12 protein-coding genes are annotated in these 14,507 nt (G+C 74.3%); 4 read left to right on the forward strand and 8 right to left on the reverse strand.

Annotation, left to right across the window (positions count from 1 at the left end):
* Positions 1 to 7: 7 nt before the first annotated feature.
* Positions 8 to 739: an SseB family protein gene (locus ACIRF9_RS23170; protein WP_403825247.1), complete on the reverse strand. Its 732-nt coding sequence runs from the start codon at positions 737 to 739 to the stop codon at positions 8 to 10.
* Positions 740 to 888: 149 nt separating this feature from the next.
* On the opposite strand from ACIRF9_RS23170, the gene ACIRF9_RS23175 reads away from it, so the two are divergent.
* Complete coding sequence (locus ACIRF9_RS23175) at positions 889 to 1,869, forward strand: serine hydrolase (protein WP_403825250.1); 981 nt, start codon at positions 889 to 891, stop codon at positions 1,867 to 1,869.
* A gap of 24 nt (positions 1,870 to 1,893) precedes the next feature.
* Here the strand turns inward: ACIRF9_RS23175 and mycP are convergent, their stop codons facing one another.
* Both mycP and ACIRF9_RS23185 read right to left on the reverse strand, forming a co-directional pair.
* Positions 1,894 to 3,096, reverse strand: coding sequence for a type VII secretion-associated serine protease mycosin (gene mycP, locus ACIRF9_RS23180; protein WP_403825253.1), 1,203 nt, complete (start codon positions 3,094 to 3,096; stop codon positions 1,894 to 1,896).
* Positions 3,093 to 3,896, reverse strand: a complete 804-nt coding sequence (locus ACIRF9_RS23185) for a hypothetical protein (protein WP_403825256.1) — start codon at positions 3,894 to 3,896, stop codon at positions 3,093 to 3,095. Before ACIRF9_RS23185 ends, mycP begins: the two co-directional genes overlap by 4 nt.
* Before the next feature lie 2,178 nt (positions 3,897 to 6,074).
* Here ACIRF9_RS23185 and ACIRF9_RS23190 point away from each other — a divergent pair.
* Positions 6,075 to 7,277: an amino acid deaminase/aldolase gene (locus ACIRF9_RS23190; protein ID WP_403825259.1), complete on the forward strand. Its 1,203-nt coding sequence runs from the start codon at positions 6,075 to 6,077 to the stop codon at positions 7,275 to 7,277.
* 7 nt (positions 7,278 to 7,284) lie between these two features.
* On the opposite strand, the gene ACIRF9_RS23195 is transcribed toward ACIRF9_RS23190, so the two are convergent.
* The 3 genes from ACIRF9_RS23195 to ACIRF9_RS23205 are packed head-to-tail and all read right to left on the reverse strand — an operon-like array spanning position 7,285 to position 10,831.
* On the reverse strand, positions 7,285 to 8,076 hold the full coding sequence (locus ACIRF9_RS23195; RefSeq protein WP_403825261.1) for a 3-oxoacyl-ACP reductase: 792 nt from the start codon (positions 8,074 to 8,076) through the stop codon (positions 7,285 to 7,287).
* Positions 8,073 to 9,455, reverse strand: coding sequence for an aldehyde dehydrogenase family protein (locus tag ACIRF9_RS23200; RefSeq protein WP_403825264.1), 1,383 nt, complete (start codon positions 9,453 to 9,455; stop codon positions 8,073 to 8,075). The genes ACIRF9_RS23195 and ACIRF9_RS23200 overlap by 4 nt, the downstream gene beginning before the upstream one ends.
* 11 nt (positions 9,456 to 9,466) lie before the next feature.
* A complete protein-coding gene (locus ACIRF9_RS23205; protein ID WP_403825267.1) occupies positions 9,467 to 10,831 on the reverse strand; it encodes a glutamine synthetase family protein in 1,365 nt (454 codons plus the stop codon).
* Between the two features lie 144 nt (positions 10,832 to 10,975).
* Here ACIRF9_RS23205 and ACIRF9_RS23210 point away from each other — a divergent pair, with 144 nt between their 5' ends.
* Both ACIRF9_RS23210 and ACIRF9_RS23215 read left to right on the forward strand, forming a co-directional pair.
* Positions 10,976 to 11,710, forward strand: coding sequence for a FadR/GntR family transcriptional regulator (locus ACIRF9_RS23210; protein WP_403825270.1), 735 nt, complete (start codon positions 10,976 to 10,978; stop codon positions 11,708 to 11,710).
* A gap of 46 nt (positions 11,711 to 11,756) precedes the next feature.
* Positions 11,757 to 12,500 carry a gamma-glutamyl-gamma-aminobutyrate hydrolase family protein gene (locus ACIRF9_RS23215; RefSeq protein ID WP_403825273.1) on the forward strand — a complete coding sequence of 248 codons (744 nt, stop codon included), beginning with the start codon at positions 11,757 to 11,759 and terminating at the stop codon, positions 12,498 to 12,500.
* Here the strand turns inward: ACIRF9_RS23215 and ACIRF9_RS23220 are convergent.
* Together ACIRF9_RS23220 and ACIRF9_RS23225 are read right to left on the reverse strand one after the other, a co-directional pair.
* On the reverse strand, positions 12,475 to 13,437 hold the full coding sequence (locus ACIRF9_RS23220; protein ID WP_403825275.1) for a phosphotransferase: 963 nt from the start codon (positions 13,435 to 13,437) through the stop codon (positions 12,475 to 12,477). The two genes, ACIRF9_RS23215 and ACIRF9_RS23220, sit on opposite strands and share 26 nt — an antisense overlap.
* 75 nt (positions 13,438 to 13,512) lie before the next feature.
* Positions 13,513 to 14,466: a LysR family transcriptional regulator gene (locus ACIRF9_RS23225; protein ID WP_403825277.1), complete on the reverse strand. Its 954-nt coding sequence runs from the start codon at positions 14,464 to 14,466 to the stop codon at positions 13,513 to 13,515.
* Between the last annotated feature and the right edge of the window lie 41 nt (positions 14,467 to 14,507).

A 14,507-nucleotide genomic window follows, 5' to 3' on the forward strand; every position in this document is an offset into this window, starting at 1 on the left:
GGCCGGCTCATCCGCGTACGTACAGGGGCTCGCCCGGAGGCGTCGTCCCGGCCGGCAGCAGTGCCAGGTCGAGACCTCGCACCAGGCGGGCCCGCAGTGTCTCGTCGGCGGCGAGGCGCCGGGCCACCGCCCGGGCGGCCTCGGCGGGGGCGGCGGCCGGAGCGAGCACGAGGGCCAGGGTGCCGTCCGCCTGCCCCGGCCCGAGGTGGGCGCTGAGGACCTCCGGTTCGGCGGCCACCGCCGCTCGTACCGCCTCCCGCACCGCCGGATCCGCGAGCGGATCGGCCGTCGTACGGCCCTCGGCGAGCGCCAGCAGCGCCGGTCCCGTCAGTTCGAACGCCACCGGCCCGGCCAGGTCGAGCACGACGGTGTCCGCCTTCTCGTGCGCGGCGGCCTGCAGCGCCTGGTGCAGTGGTACGGCGACGGGGCGGGCCGCCGGGTCCCAGCGGGCCAGGGCGGCGGTGGACGTGAAGGCGGGCAGGGCGGTGCGGCCGCCGGCCTTCAGGGTGGGGACGGCCATGTCGCTGGTCTTCTCACGGCGCAGCCCGTTCTCGTCCTCCTCGACCTCACCGAGCACGGCCACCACGGGGACGAGCAGCCGGGTGCCCTTGAGCGCCTCCAGGACGGGCCCCACGGCGGTGCGGTCCTCGGCCCAGGCGGCGAGCGCCTCGGCGAGCCGGGGGTCGGCGGAGCCGTCGTCGTCGGAGTAACCGGGGTCGGGAATGTTCTTGTTCGCCACGGTCACCGACCTTATCGGGGGGATGCTGCTGGGCTTGTGCGGGGCCTGAAACGCGACGGAGACAGCTTTCACAGGATTCTCAGTCTCCGCTGACGTACCTCTTACGTGCGTCTAACGGCCCGCACAGTCGGCGCCGCCACGATCACGGCATGGAGTCTCGCAGAGCCCGCCGTAGCCGCCGCGCTCGCTCGTCCCGGCGCCGTCCGCTCCTCTACACCGCGCTCGCCACCGTGGCCGTCCTGGGCGTCACCGCCGGCGGCACCGCCTATGTGAAGGCACAGGCGCACTCCGGTGGGGGAGCCGTATCGTCGTCCTCTGCGGCGCCGTCGGCGTCCGCGTCGGAGTCGACCCAGGAGGCGTCCGTGGAGCCCGTGGCCGTACCCGAGGTGGACTACGACGCGCTGCTGGCGGAGGCGATGAAGTCGGTGACCGTGCCGGGCCGGGCGAAGGTGTCCGTCGCCGTGCTCGACGTGGAGTCCGGGGAGAGCGCCACGTACGGCGACGCCGCGTTCGACACGGCGAGCATCGTGAAGGTGGACATCCTGGCGACGCTGCTGCTCCAGGCGCAGGACGAGGGCCGGCATCTCACCGCGACCGAGAAGTCGGACGCCACCGCGATGATCGAGAACAGCGACAACACCTCGGCGTCGGAGCTGTGGCGGACCATCGGCAAGGCGAAGGGACTCGACGCCGCGAACGAGCGGTTCGGGCTCACCGGGACCGAGGGCGGCGACGACATGCTGTGGGGGCTGACCCAGACCACCGCCGCCGACCAGCTCACACTGCTCCAGCAGGTCTTCGGGGACGACTCGGAGCTGAGCGAGGCCTCGCAGTCCTACATCCAGGGGCTGATGGGGCAGATAGCCGCCGACCAGCACTGGGGTGTCTCGGCGGCGGCCGACGGCTCGTCGTGGGCGCTGAAGAACGGCTGGCTGGCGCGCAGCACCACCGGACTGTGGGACATCAACAGCATCGGGCGGGTGACCGCCGACGGACGTACCTACTGGGTGGCGGTGCTGTCGAACGGCAACGCGACCCAGGCGAAGGGCATCTCGCTGGTGGAGGCGGCCGCGAAGGCGGCGGTGTCGGCGTTCGCGGACGAGAGCGCGTCGGCGGAGGCCACCCGGTAGCGGGCTGTTGCGCGTCGCGGGCGGTCAGTAGGTCTCGTACTCGTCCGGGTCGCGGCGGCCGCGCCACAGGACGACCGCGCCGATCAGGAGCATCACTCCGGCGCCGCCCGCGAGCGGGGCGGCCCAGCTGGAGGTGTCGTCGTCGGAGCGGGTGGCGTCGGGGCCCGAGCCGAAGTACTCCTTGCCGTAGGAGGCGGACTTCAGGCCCTCCGGCTCGAGATCGTCGGCGGCCTTGATCGCGGCGGCGGGATCGATGAAGCCGAAGCCGCGGGAGTCGTCCCGGCCGCCGGCGGGGGCGTTGCGGGCGGTGTCCTCCAGGAGCTTCTTGATCTGCGCCGGGGTCAGCCCGGGGTGGGCGGCCTTGACGAGCGCGACCGCTCCCGAGACGAACGCCGAGGCCGCGCTGGTCCCCCAGCCCTCGTAGTACTTGTGGTCGGGGTCGGCGATGACGACCTTCTGGCCGGGGGCGCTGACCGTGGCGTACCAGCGGCGGGTGGAGAACGAGGCGCGGGTGCCGTAGCGGTCGACGGCGGTCGCGACGATGACACCCGGGTAGGCGGCCGGGTAGGAGATGTGGTCGCCCTTTTCGCCGCCGTTGCCGGCCGAGGCGACGACGACCACGCCCTTCTTCAGGGCGTACTGCACGGCCTCGTCCTCGGCCGGTTCCGGGTGGGCGGAGGACGAGTCGTCGCCGAGGGAGAGGTTGATGACGTCGGCGCCGTGGTCGGCGGCCCAGCGGATGCCCTCGGCGAGGGCGTTGCCGCGGGTGTTGCGGGCCTTGGTGCGCTGCGGGTCGCCGTCCTCCAGGATCACCCGGACGGGAAGGATCCTGGCCTCGGGCGCGATGCCCATGACGCCGTCCTCGTCGCCGTACCCGTGCCCGTGACCGGCGATGATGCCGGCCATGGCGGTGCCGTGCCGGGCCCAGGCCCGGTCGCCCTCCACGGCACCGAAGCCGACCATGTCCTTGCCCTGGAGGACGTTGCCCTCGAGGTCGGGGTGGTCGGCTTCCACGCCGGTGTCCAGGACGGCGACGGTGATGCCCTTGCCCTTGGTGGTCTGCCAGGCCTCCTGGGTGTGCATGGCGTCCAGGGCCCACTGCTGGGCACGGATGCTGTCGGCGTACGCGGGGGCGGCGGGCAGCAGGGCGACGGAGCCGGCGAGGAGGCAGCACAGGAGCCCGGCGGCCCGGCGGGTGCCGGCCTTGCGACGGGTACGAGGGCTCATGAGGGCTGCTCCGAGGGCGGCGTGACGGCGGTCTTGCGCAGGCTTCGCTCGATGCGGTCGGCGAGGCCCTGGGCCTCGTTGCCGAGGCCGGCCTGCGCGGGGGCCGTCGTCGCGCCGGAGGCGGTGGCCTGCTGCGCGGACTGCGGGGAGTCGACGGTACGGCCGTCGGCCCAGCCGGAGACGGCGTACACGACGACGGGCGCGTCGGTGAGGACGGAGATCGTCCACGAGGCGCGCTGCTTGTCGCCGAAGCCTGCGGCGACGGTGCCCTTGGCGGCGTACGGCCGGGGCATCAGGTCCGTCCGCTTGGCCAGCCCCTCCTTGTCGAACCGGGTCTCCAGGGAGCGCATGGCGGTCGCGTCGGCGGTGGTGAACAGCAGGCCGACGGTGGTGACGTAGCTCTGGGTGGCGTCGGTGTAGGTGGCGCGCAGGAGCCGCTGGCAGCCGACCGGGGTGAGGGTCTGGCGCAGCAGCGGGTCGAAGGCGTCGGCGCAGCCGCTGTCCGGGGCGACGGCGATCCGCGTCCAGACGCGGTCGGCGCCGCCGGGGCCTGCGCCCTGGCCCTCGACGGTGGGCGGGAACAGCTCGTCGACGGGAACGTTGTGCCACAGCCCGCCGGCGACGGCGTACGTGTCGCGCGCGCCGCTGCCCTCCGCGTCCCCGATCAGCCAACTCCCGGTGACCGCACCGCCGATGAGGCCCAGCCCGAGGACCACGCAGGCGGCGGCCGCGAGGGTACGGGTCCGCCGGCTGACGACTCGCGGCGCGTCCCGGAACCCCTCCGGCTCCGCGAACGTCACGACGGGCCGCGTGGCCCCGGCGCTACTACCGGGCGCCAGGGGAGCACTCCAGGACAGAGCCGGATCAGGCGAGACCCCACCGCCCCCGGCGTCGGGGTCCCCCACGGGCCGCGGCGGAATCACCCCGGAGGCGGCTCCGGGGCGAGCGGGAGGAACGCGGGGGGCGACGGCGGGGCGGGGCGGCAGCGTGCCGGGTTCGGCCCCGGGCCGCGGAGGAAACGTACCGGCATCGGCCCCGGGCCGGGCCGGGCCATCACCGAAGGCGGCTTGGGGCCCCGGGGGCAGCGTGCCGGGCCGAGGGGGAAGCGTGCCGTCGTCGGCCCCGGGCCTGGCAGGGCCATCGCCGAAGGCGGCCTCGGACCGCGGGGTACTCCTGGGCCGAGGAGGGAACGAGCCGGGGTCCACCCCAGACCGGACCGAGCCGTCACCGAAGGCCGACCCGGACCCACCGGGGACACTCCCGGGACCGGCGGAGCGGTCACCCGGGGACGTCCCGGGTCCGGCAGGGCGGTCGCCGGGGGCGACGCGCGGCCGAGGAGGGAACGAGCCGGGGTCCACCCCAGACCGGACCGAGCCGTCACCGAAGGCAGACCTGGACCTACCGGGAGCACTCCCAGGACGGGCAGGGCGGTCGCCGGAGGCCGTCCCCGGACCGGCGGCAGAGCGGTCGCCAGGGGCGACACCCGGGCGAGGAGGAAACGTGCCCGGAGTCGTCCCGGGCTGGGCCGAGCGGTCCCCGGAGGCCTTCCCCGAACCGGCAGAGCGGTCGCCAGGGGCGGCACCCGGGTGGGGAGGCAGCGTGCCGGGAGTTGTTCCGGGGCGTGCGGGGGGTGGGGTCGCCGTGGGGTGGGCGGACGGGTCCGGGGCTGCCGACGGGACGTCGAATTCGGGGGGCCGGACCGGAGAGGCGGGCGTCCAGGCCGGCCGGGCGTCCTCATCCGGGTCCACGGGGGGCGGAGGCGCGGTAGGGCGCTGCACGGAGGCGGCGTCACGCTGCCGGGGGGCGGTCGCGGATCCCTGCGGCGCGGCAGCCGTCGGACCCTGACCCGTGCCCTCCTGGACAGCATGGCTCGGGGCGGGCACCCAGCTGCGGGGCAGCGGGCTCCAGGCACTGTCGCGCCCGCTCTCGGCGGCGGAACGCGCACCGAAGGACTCCCCGCCCCGCGACGCCTCCGACCCCACCGGCCGGGAGGTCCCCGACGACACACCACCGCGCGACCCGCCGGAACCGTCCCCACGGGAACTTCCGGGATCGGAGCCACGGGGCCCGACCGCGTCGCCGGAACGAGGCGCCGCAGGGCCAGCGGGCCGAGGCACGGCCGGACCGGAGGAACCAGGCGCCGCAGGGCCAGAACCGGCAGGTCGAGGTACCGCGGGGCCGGAAGGCCTCGGGCGGCCCGCCTGGGGCGGGGTGTCCGGAAATCGGGCCGACGCGGGCGGCGGGGGCGGGTTCATGGGGTCCGTGGGGTGGGGGGAGGACGGGGTCCGCAGGTTCGGGACACGAGGGGCGGCGGGAGCCGTGTCGGAGGCACGCGCACCGGGCGCCGGCGCATACGGCCGAACCCAGGGCGAGGTGTCCCGGGGAGCCCTCGGCATGTCCGGCGAGGCACCCGCCGAGGCCGACGTCCCCTCCCCGACGCCCCTGGGGACGTCCACCCCGGAAGAGCCGCGCGCACCCCCGGAAGGGCCCGAGGTGCGCGGCCCGGCGGAGCCCGTCGCGTCCGCCCCGGAAGATCCCGGCGTGCCAGAGCCCGACCCCGCCGGGTCGGAAGAAACGACCGGTGTGGCCGGATTCGGCACGTCGTCCGGGGTTTCCGTCGGGGGCTGGGGTGGTGTGGTGGGGGGCGGCGGGACGTTCGGGCGTGGGGGGATCGAGGCGCGGCGTGCTTCCGTGCTCATGCACCCCCCGTTTCCTCAGGCCCGGGCCGTCGTTCTCGTACGCGGGCCGACGTGCGTGTGCCCGGCGGCCCGGTGCGGACGCGATGGTCCTCCTGGGCACGCATACCCGCGCGGACGGACCGGCATCCCGGCGTGGATCTCCGGCCGGAGCCGTCCTCCGTGCGTGCGCGTCACTCTACGGCCTGCCGCCGGGCGAACGGGAACCAGTCCGCGACCTGCGGGGCATCTGCCCGGAACGTCCCCCTACCCTGCGGTAATCCAGTCTGGCAGGCTTCGTTCATGACTGTGCGCGCCGCCGACCGGGCCCGGTACGACCGGGCCACCGAGCACCTCGACGCCCCTCTCGCGATCGTCGACCTGGAGGCATTCGACGCCAACGCCGACGATCTCGTCCGTCGGGCCGGCGGCAAGCCGATCCGTGTCGCCAGCAAGTCCGTCCGCTGCCGGGCCCTGCTGGAGCGCGTCCTCGCCAAGGACGGCTTCGCGGGCATCATGTCCTTCACCCTCGCCGAGTCCCTGTGGCTCGCCCGCTCCGGCTTCGACGACATCCTGCTCGCCTACCCCTCCGCCGACCGCGCCGCCTTCGCCGAACTGGCCTCCGACCCCAAGCTCGCCGCCGCCGTCACCGTGATGATCGACGACGTCGCGCAGCTCGATCTCATCGACGCGGCACGCGACGGCGGCACCGAACCCGTCCGCGTCTGCCTGGAGTTGGACACCTCGCTGAAGCTGCTCGGCGGCCGGCTCCGGGTCGGCGCCCTGCGGTCCCCGCTGCACTCCCCCGCCCAGGTCGCCGAGGTGGCCCGCGCGGTGGTCCGGCGGCCGGGGTTCAAGCTCGTGGGGATCATGGCGTACGAGGGTCATGTCGCCGGTGTCGGCGACGCCGTCGCCGGGCGGCCCTTCCGTTCCCGGGCGATCCGGCTGATGCAGGCCACGGCACGCCGTGAACTGGCCGAGCGGCGCGCCGCGGTGGTCCGCGCGGTGCGTGCCGTCGCACCGGATCTGGAGTACGTCAACGGCGGCGGCACCGGCAGTGTGCAGCACACCGCCGCCGAGGAGGCCGTGACGGAGATCGCGGCCGGGTCGGGGCTGTACGTGCCGCGGCTGTTCGACAACTACACGTCGTTCAGCGGGCGTCCGGCCGCCCTGTTCGCCCAGCCCGTCGTACGGCGGCCGGGGGTGGGGGTCGTGACCGTCCTCGGCGGCGGTTACCCGGCCTCCGGTGCCGCCGGGCCCGACCGGCTGCCCGTGCCGTACCTCCCGGAGGGGCTGCGTTACGACCCCCAGGAGGGCCCGGGCGAGGTGCAGACGCCGCTGCTCGGCTCCCCCGCCGACGATCTGCTGATCGGCGACAAGGTGTGGTTCCGGCACGCGAAGGCCGGTGAGCTGTGCGAGCGGTTCGACGTGCTGCACCTCGTGGAGGGGGACACGGTCACGGCGACCGTGCCCACCTACCGGGGCGAGGGCCACACGTTCCTGTGACGACGGGCTAGAGCGGGGTGACGTACGCCCCGGCGATCCCGCCGTCCACCAGGAAGTCGGTGGCGTTGACGAACGAGGAGTCGTCGCTGGCCAGGAAGGCGACGGCGGCGGCGATCTCCTCGGCCTCGGCGAACCGGCCCACCGGGATGTGGACCAGACGGCGGGCCGCCCGCTCCGGGTCCTTGGCGAACAGTTCCTGGAGGAGCGGGGTGTTGACCGGGCCGGGGCACAGGGCGTTCACGCGGATGCCCTCCCGCGCGAACTGCACGCCCAGCTCGCGGGACATGGCCAGGACACCGCCCTTGGAGGCCGTGTACGAGATCTGGGAGGTGGCCGCGCCCATCCTCGCCACGAACGACGCCGTGTTGATGATGGAGCCCTTGCCCTGGCGCTGCATGTAGGGGATCGCGGCCTTGCAGCACAGGTAGACGGAGGTCAGGTTGACCTCCTGGACGCGCTTCCAGGCCTCCAGGCCGGTCTCCAGGATGGAGTCGTCGTCGGGCGGGGAGATGCCCGCGTTGTTGAAGGCGATGTCGACGCTGCCGTAGGTGTCGTAGGCCGTCTTGAACAGGGCCTCGACCTGCTCGGGGTCGGTGACGTCGACCTTCACGAAGGTCCCGCCGATCTCCTCGGCGACCGCCTTGCCGCGGGTCTCGTCGACGTCGCCGCAGACGACGTGCGCGCCCTCGGAGGCGAGTCGGCGGGCGGTGGCGAGGCCGATGCCGCTGCCCGCTCCGGTGATGACGGCCGTACGGCCGACGAGACGGCGGCACACAATCTCAGGGGTCTCAGCGGTCACTGTGCGGGGCCCTCCGTGCTGATGAAGACGTTCTTGGTTTCGGTGAAGGCGGTCAGGGCGTCCGGGCCCAGCTCACGGCCGACGCCGGACTGCTTGAAGCCGCCGAACGGGGTCCAGTAGCGGACGCTGGAGTGGGAGTTCACGGACAGGTTCCCGGCGCGCACGGCCTGCGAGACGCGCAGGGCGCGGCCGACGTCCCGGGTCCAGATGGAGCCGGAGAGGCCGTAGGGGGTGTCGTTGGCGAGCCGGACCGCGTCCGCCTCGTCGGTGAAGGGGAGCAGGACGGCGACCGGGCCGAAGATCTCCTCGCGGGCCGCGTCGGAGTCGGGCGCGGCGCCGGTGAGGACGGTCGGCGGGAACCAGAAGCCGGGTCCTTCGGGGGCCGTGCCGCGCAGTCCCCGGGCGTCGTCCGGCACGAACGACCGTACGCGGTCCACCTGCTGACGGGAGATCAGCGGGCCCATCTGGGTCGCCTCGTCGGCCGGGTCGCCGACCACCACGGCGGACAGCGCGGCGGCGAGCAGGTCGGCGACCTCGTCGTACACCGACTCCTGGACGAGGATCCGGGTGCGGGCGCAGCAGTCCTGGCCGGAGTTGTCGAGGAAGGAGAAGGGGTCGACGGCGGCCTTCAGGTCGGCGTCGGCGAAGACGACGTTCGGGCTCTTGCCGCCGAGTTCCAGGGTGACCGGCTTGACCTGGCGCGCGCAGCGTTCCATGACCTCGCGGCCGGTGCGGGTGGAGCCGGTGAACACGATCTTCGCCACGCCGGGGTGGTCGACGAGTGCGCGTCCGGCGACGGCGCCGTAGCCGGGCAGGACCTGGAACAGCCCCTCGGGCAGGCCCGCCTCCAGGGCGAGTTCGGCCAGGCGCAGGGCCGTCAGCGGGGTGGTCTCGGCGGGCTTGAGGAGTACCGCGTTGCCCGCCGCGAGGGCCGGGAAGGAGCCCCAGGCGGCGATCGGCATGGGGAAGTTCCAGGGGGCGATCACGCCGACCACGCCGAGCGGTTCGTGGAAGGTGACGTCCCAGCCGCCGGGGACGGGGATCTGCTTGCCGAGGAGCCGTTCGACGCCACCGGCCGCGTAGAGCAGCAGGTCGCGGGCGTTGCCGGCCTCCCAGCGGGCGTTGCCGAGGAGGTGGCCGGCCTCGCGGACCTCCAGCTGTGCGAGCTCCTCGAGGTGCCCGTCGACGACGTCGGCGAAGCGGCGCAGCAGCCGGGCCCGGTCGGCGGGGGCGGCGGCCGCCCAAGGGCCCTGGGCGGCGCTCGCGCGGGCGACGGCGCGGTCCACGTCGGCCGCGTCGGCGGCGGGGACGGTGGCGACGACCTCCTCGGTGGCCGGGTTGAGGACCCTGAGCTCGGTCTGCTCGGTCTGCTCGGACAAGAAGGAACCTCTCACAGGCGTTCGAAGGAGCGGCGCAGCTCCCAGTCGGTCACGGCGGCGTCGAAGGCCTCGAGTTCGACGCGGGCCATGTTGCGGTAGTGCGCGACGACCTCGTCGCCGAAGGCGGCCTTGGCGATCGGGCTGGTCTCCCACAGCTCGGCGGCCTCGCGCAGGGTGGTGGGGACGTGGGCGAAGTCCGCGGCGTACGCGTTCCCCGGGCAGGGCTCGGGAAGTTCCAGCTTCTGTTCGATGCCGTACAGCCCCGCCGCGACCAGGCCCGCGACCGCGAGGTGCGGGTTGACGTCACCGCCGGGCAGCCGGTTCTCGAAGCGTGTCGAGCGGCCGTGGCCGACGACCCGCAGCGCGCAGGTGCGGTTGTCGTGGCCCCAGGCGACGGCGGTCGGGGCGAAGGAGCCCGGCTGGAACCGCTTGTAGGAGTTGATGTTGGGGGCGTAGAGCAGGGAGAAGTCGCGCAGGGCGGCGAGTTGTCCGGCGAGGAAGTGCCGCATGACGTCGGACATGCCGTCACCGTCCGCGCCCGCCATGACGTTGCGGCCGTCCGCGTCCGTCAGCGACAGGTGGATGTGACAGGAGTTGCCCTCGCGCTCGTTGTACTTCGCCATGAAGGTGAGGGAGACGCCCTCCTGGGCGGCGATCTCCTTGGCGCCGGTCTTGTAGATCGCGTGCTGGTCGCAGGTGACCAGGGCCTCGTCGTAGCGGAAGGCGATCTCGTGCTGGCCGGGGTTGCACTCGCCCTTGGCGGACTCGACGGTGAGGCCGGCGCCGGCCATGTCGTTGCGCAGGCGGCGCAGCAGGGGCTCGATCCGTCCGGTGCCGAGGATCGAGTAGTCGATGTTGTACTGGTTGGCCGGGGTGAGGCCCCGGTAGTTGGCGTCCCAGGCCCGCTCGTAGCTGTCCTTGAAGACGATGAACTCCAGCTCGGTGCCGACCTGGGCGGTGTAGCCGTGTTCGGCGAGGCGTTCCAGCTGGCGGCGCAGGATCTGGCGCGGGGCGGCGACGACGGGCCCGCCGTCGTTCCAGGCGAGGTCGGCGATCAGCATCGCGGTGCCGGCGTTCCAGGGCACGCGGCGCAGGGTGGACAGGTCGGGGTGCATGGCGAAGTCGCCGTAGCCGCGGTCCCAGGAGGACATGGCGTACCCGTCGACGGTGTTCATCTCGGTGTCGACGGCGAGCAGGTAGTTGCAGCCCTCGGTGCCGTGCTGGAGGACCTCGTCGAGGAAGAACCGGGCGGCGAACCGTTTTCCCTGGAGGCGCCCTTGCATGTCGGGGAAGGCCAGGACGACAGTGTCGATCTCACCGCTCGCGACGAGGGCGTGCAGTTCCTCGACGCTCAGCGGGGGTGTGCGGTCTGCCACGGGAGGGCCTCCTCAGGGCTTCCTCGGCTTCAATGGCTTCTTTGTGTCTCTGCTTCTCTGGCTTCCGGGGCTGCTGTGGGCTCTGGCGGCCGGGAGCCATAAGGTATTGCCGAGAACCATTGCTTGGGAAGGGGGCACGGCCAGATGTCTGTGGAAGCTGACGGCGGACTGGACGACCGGTTGACGCCGGTGCTGCGGCCCGTGCGTGCGGGGAACGGCTTCGAGGAGGCGCTGGAGCAGATCCTGCAGGTCGTACGGCTGGGTCTGGTGCCGGGCGGCGAGCGGCTGCCGGCCGAGCGCGATCTGGCGGAGCGGCTCGGGATCAGCCGGGTGACGCTGCGCGAGGTGCTGAAGGTGCTCCAGGACCAGGGGTTGGTGGAGTCCCGGCGGGGCCGGTACGGCGGAACGTTTGTGCTGCCGCGTACGGACGCCGGCGGCGAGGACGAGCTGCGGCGCCGGATCGCCGAGGTCGACATCGAGGACGTGCTGCGGTTCCGCGAGGTCCTCGAGGTCGGCGCGGCCGGGCTGTGCGCGGCGCACGGGCTCACGGACGAGCAGGCGGAGCGGCTGCGCGACGCCCTCGCACGGACGGCGGACGCCCCGCTGGCCGACTACCGGCGTCTGGACACCCTGCTCCACCTCACCCTGGCCGAACTGTGCGGCTCACCCTCGCTGACGGCGCAGTACGCGGCCGTGCGGGCCACGGTGAACGATCTGCTCGACTGCATCCCGCTGCTCGTGCGCAACCTGGAGCACTCGCAGCGACAGCACACCGCGCTGGTCGAGGCGGTGCTGGACGGGGACGCGGACGGGGCGCGGGAGATGATGCGGGAGCACTGCGCGGGCACGGCCGCCCTGCTCAGGGGCTTCCTCGCATGACATGCTATTGGTCTGGAAACGGTCCATTGCGGGGGCGGGAGGACACATGACGGACGGCGGGCGGCCGCTGATCGGCGTCAGCACCTATCTGGAGGCCGGGGCGCGCTGGGGCGTGTGGGAGCTGGAGGCCGCGCTGCTGCCGGCCGGCTATCCGCGGCTGGTGCAGCGGGCGGGCGGCCTGGCCGCGATGCTCCCGCCGGACGCGCCGGACCACGCGGCGGCGACGGTCGCGCGCCTCGACGGGCTGGTCATCGCCGGTGGCCCGGACGTCGAACCGGTCCAGTACGGCGCCGAGCCCGACCCCCGTACCGGGCCTCCGGCGCGGGAGCGGGACGCGTGGGAACTGGCCCTCGTCGACGCGGCGCTGGCGGCGGGCGTCCCGCTGCTGGGCATCTGCCGGGGCATGCAGCTGCTGAACGTGGCCCTCGGCGGGACGCTGACCCAGCACATCGACGGGCACGCGGAGGTGCCGGGCGTCTTCGGCAGCCACCCGGTCAAGCCGGTCCCGGGCACGCGGTACGCCGGTGTCGTCCCCGAGGAGACCTCCGTGCCGACCTACCACCACCAGGCCGTCGACCGCCTCGGCACGGGCCTGATCCCGAGCGCGTACGCGGCGGACGGGACCGTGGAGGCCGTGGAACTGTCCTCCGTCGACGGCTGGGTGCTGGGGGTGCAGTGGCATCCGGAGATGGGCGAGGACGTGCGGGTGATGCGGGCCCTGGTGGAAGCGGCTCTGGCCGCTCGGACCACGAACGCGACGGCTCCTACGGCTGTTTCCACCGCCTCCTGAGCCAGGCGAGCGCCGCTTCTCCCTGGGCGCGCTGGAAGGCGCGCAGGGTCGGCAGACCGGGCGGGGACGGGCGCAGGGAGCGCTCGACGAAGTACCCGGCCAGCGCGGCGAGGGCGGCGGTCACGCCGTCCGGATCCGCGTCGCGGCCGCAGGGGTGCGCGGTGAACAGCTCCTCCGGGTCCGGTCCGCCCTGCGCCCGGACGCAGGGCAGCATGACCAGCAGGTCGAACCAGGGGGCCGCGCGCACGGCGTGCGGCCAGTCGACGAAGACGACGCGGTCGTCGGCGGTGAGCAGCATGTTGTCCGCGCGCAGGTCGCCGTGGGCGAGGGTGTCCCCGGCGGTGGCATCGGCCCAGCCCGCGGCGAGGTCGGCGAGTGCGGGGAGACGGGCGAGGGTCCAGGGGTCCAGGCGGGTGCGGAGCCGCTCCTCCTCCGGTGCCCGCAGCCGCTCCCAGCCGGCGAAGGAGTCGACGAGCGACTCGGCCGCGGGCGGGGCCGGCACGGGCGCCGGGGTCAGGGCGCGGCTCAGCTCGCCGACCGCGTCGAGGACGCGCCGTAACTCCGGGGCGTGCCAGGGGACGTGGGGCTGGCGGCCGGGGACCTCCTCGAAGAGGAGCGCGACCCAGGTGCCGTCGTCGTAGGTGCCGAGGAGGCGGGGTGCGGGGACGCCGGGTGGGAGGGCGGCGGCGTTGCGGGCCTCCGCGCGGTGTAGGTCGGGGCTGTGCGGGTTGGTGTCGGCGCTGACCGCCTTGACGAACGCGCGGTGGCCGGCCGCGGTGCGGACCCTCGCGGCGACGCCCGGGGAGAAGCCGCCGGGCTGGGTGGTGGCGTGGGTGACCGGGGCGCCCAGGAGGTCGGCCACGGCGGTGCGGACGGGGGTGGGAAGGGCTTCCCAAGGGGTGCGGGTGCCTTCGGCGGGCGGGGCGGAGGTGACCATGAGTCATGGTGTCCGCCGCGCGTCACCTCCCGCGAGGGATTTTCGCCCCCGCCGGGTGCCCCCGGACGGGCTGAGCTACCCGGCGCGGGTCAGGGAGAGGAGGTCGCGGGCCGGGCCCGTCGGGCGGTGGCCGGTGGGCCAGACCGCGCGGAGGTCCCGGGCGAGGGGAACGCCGTCCACCGGTACGGCGACCAGCCGTCGCAGCGCCAGCTCCTCCCCCACCGCGAGTTCGCTCAGCACCGCCGGCCCCGCCCCGCTCACCGCCGCCGCCTTCACGGCCGTGGTGGAGGAGAGCTCGATCAGCGGCCGGGCCAGCCCGCCCAGGGCCGAGTCCAGGACCTGCCGCGTGCCGGAGCCCTTCTCCCGGAGGATCAACGGTGTCGACGCCAGCTCGGCCGCGGCCAGCGCCCGCCGCCGCCGGGCCCACGGATGCCCCGGCGCGACGACGACGGTCAGCCGGTCGTGGGCGATGACCGCCGAGTCCAGCCCCGTCGGCACGGTCAGCCCTTCCACGAACCCCAGGTCCGCCTCCCCGGACAGCAGCCGCTCCGCCACCGCCGCCGAGTTCCCGGCGTGCAGCGACACCGCCGTGTCCGGCCGCCCCGCGCGCAGCGCGAGCAGCCACCCCGGCAGCAGGTACTCCGCGATCGTCATGCTCGCCGCCACCCGCAGCCGCGAGTCCCGCCGGTCCCGCAGCGCCTGCGCCCCCGCGTCGAAGGCCTGCGCCGCCTCCACGATCCGCCGCGCCCAGTCCGTCACCAGCGCCCCGGCGTCGGTGAGCCGGGACCCGCGCGGCGAACGGTCCACGAGGGCCACGCCGAGCTGCCGTTCCATGGAGCGGATGCGGCTGCTCGCCGCCGGCTGGGTGATGCCCAGCTCCCGCGCGGCCGCCCCGAGACTGCCCAGCCGGGCCACGGCCAGCAGCAGCTCCAGCGCCCCGAGGTCCGGGACGCGGTGCGCGAGGGGTCCGGTGGTCCCGGCCTGTTCCTCCGCCGTGCGCGCCGCAGCCGCCCTACCCGCTTCACCCATAAGGCCAGTTTATGTCCTCATAGAGACGTCGTCCCTGGTCG

The sequence above is a fragment of the Streptomyces sp. NPDC096132 genome (assembly GCF_044763345.1).
In the GTDB taxonomy this organism is placed as follows: domain Bacteria; phylum Actinomycetota; class Actinomycetes; order Streptomycetales; family Streptomycetaceae; genus Streptomyces.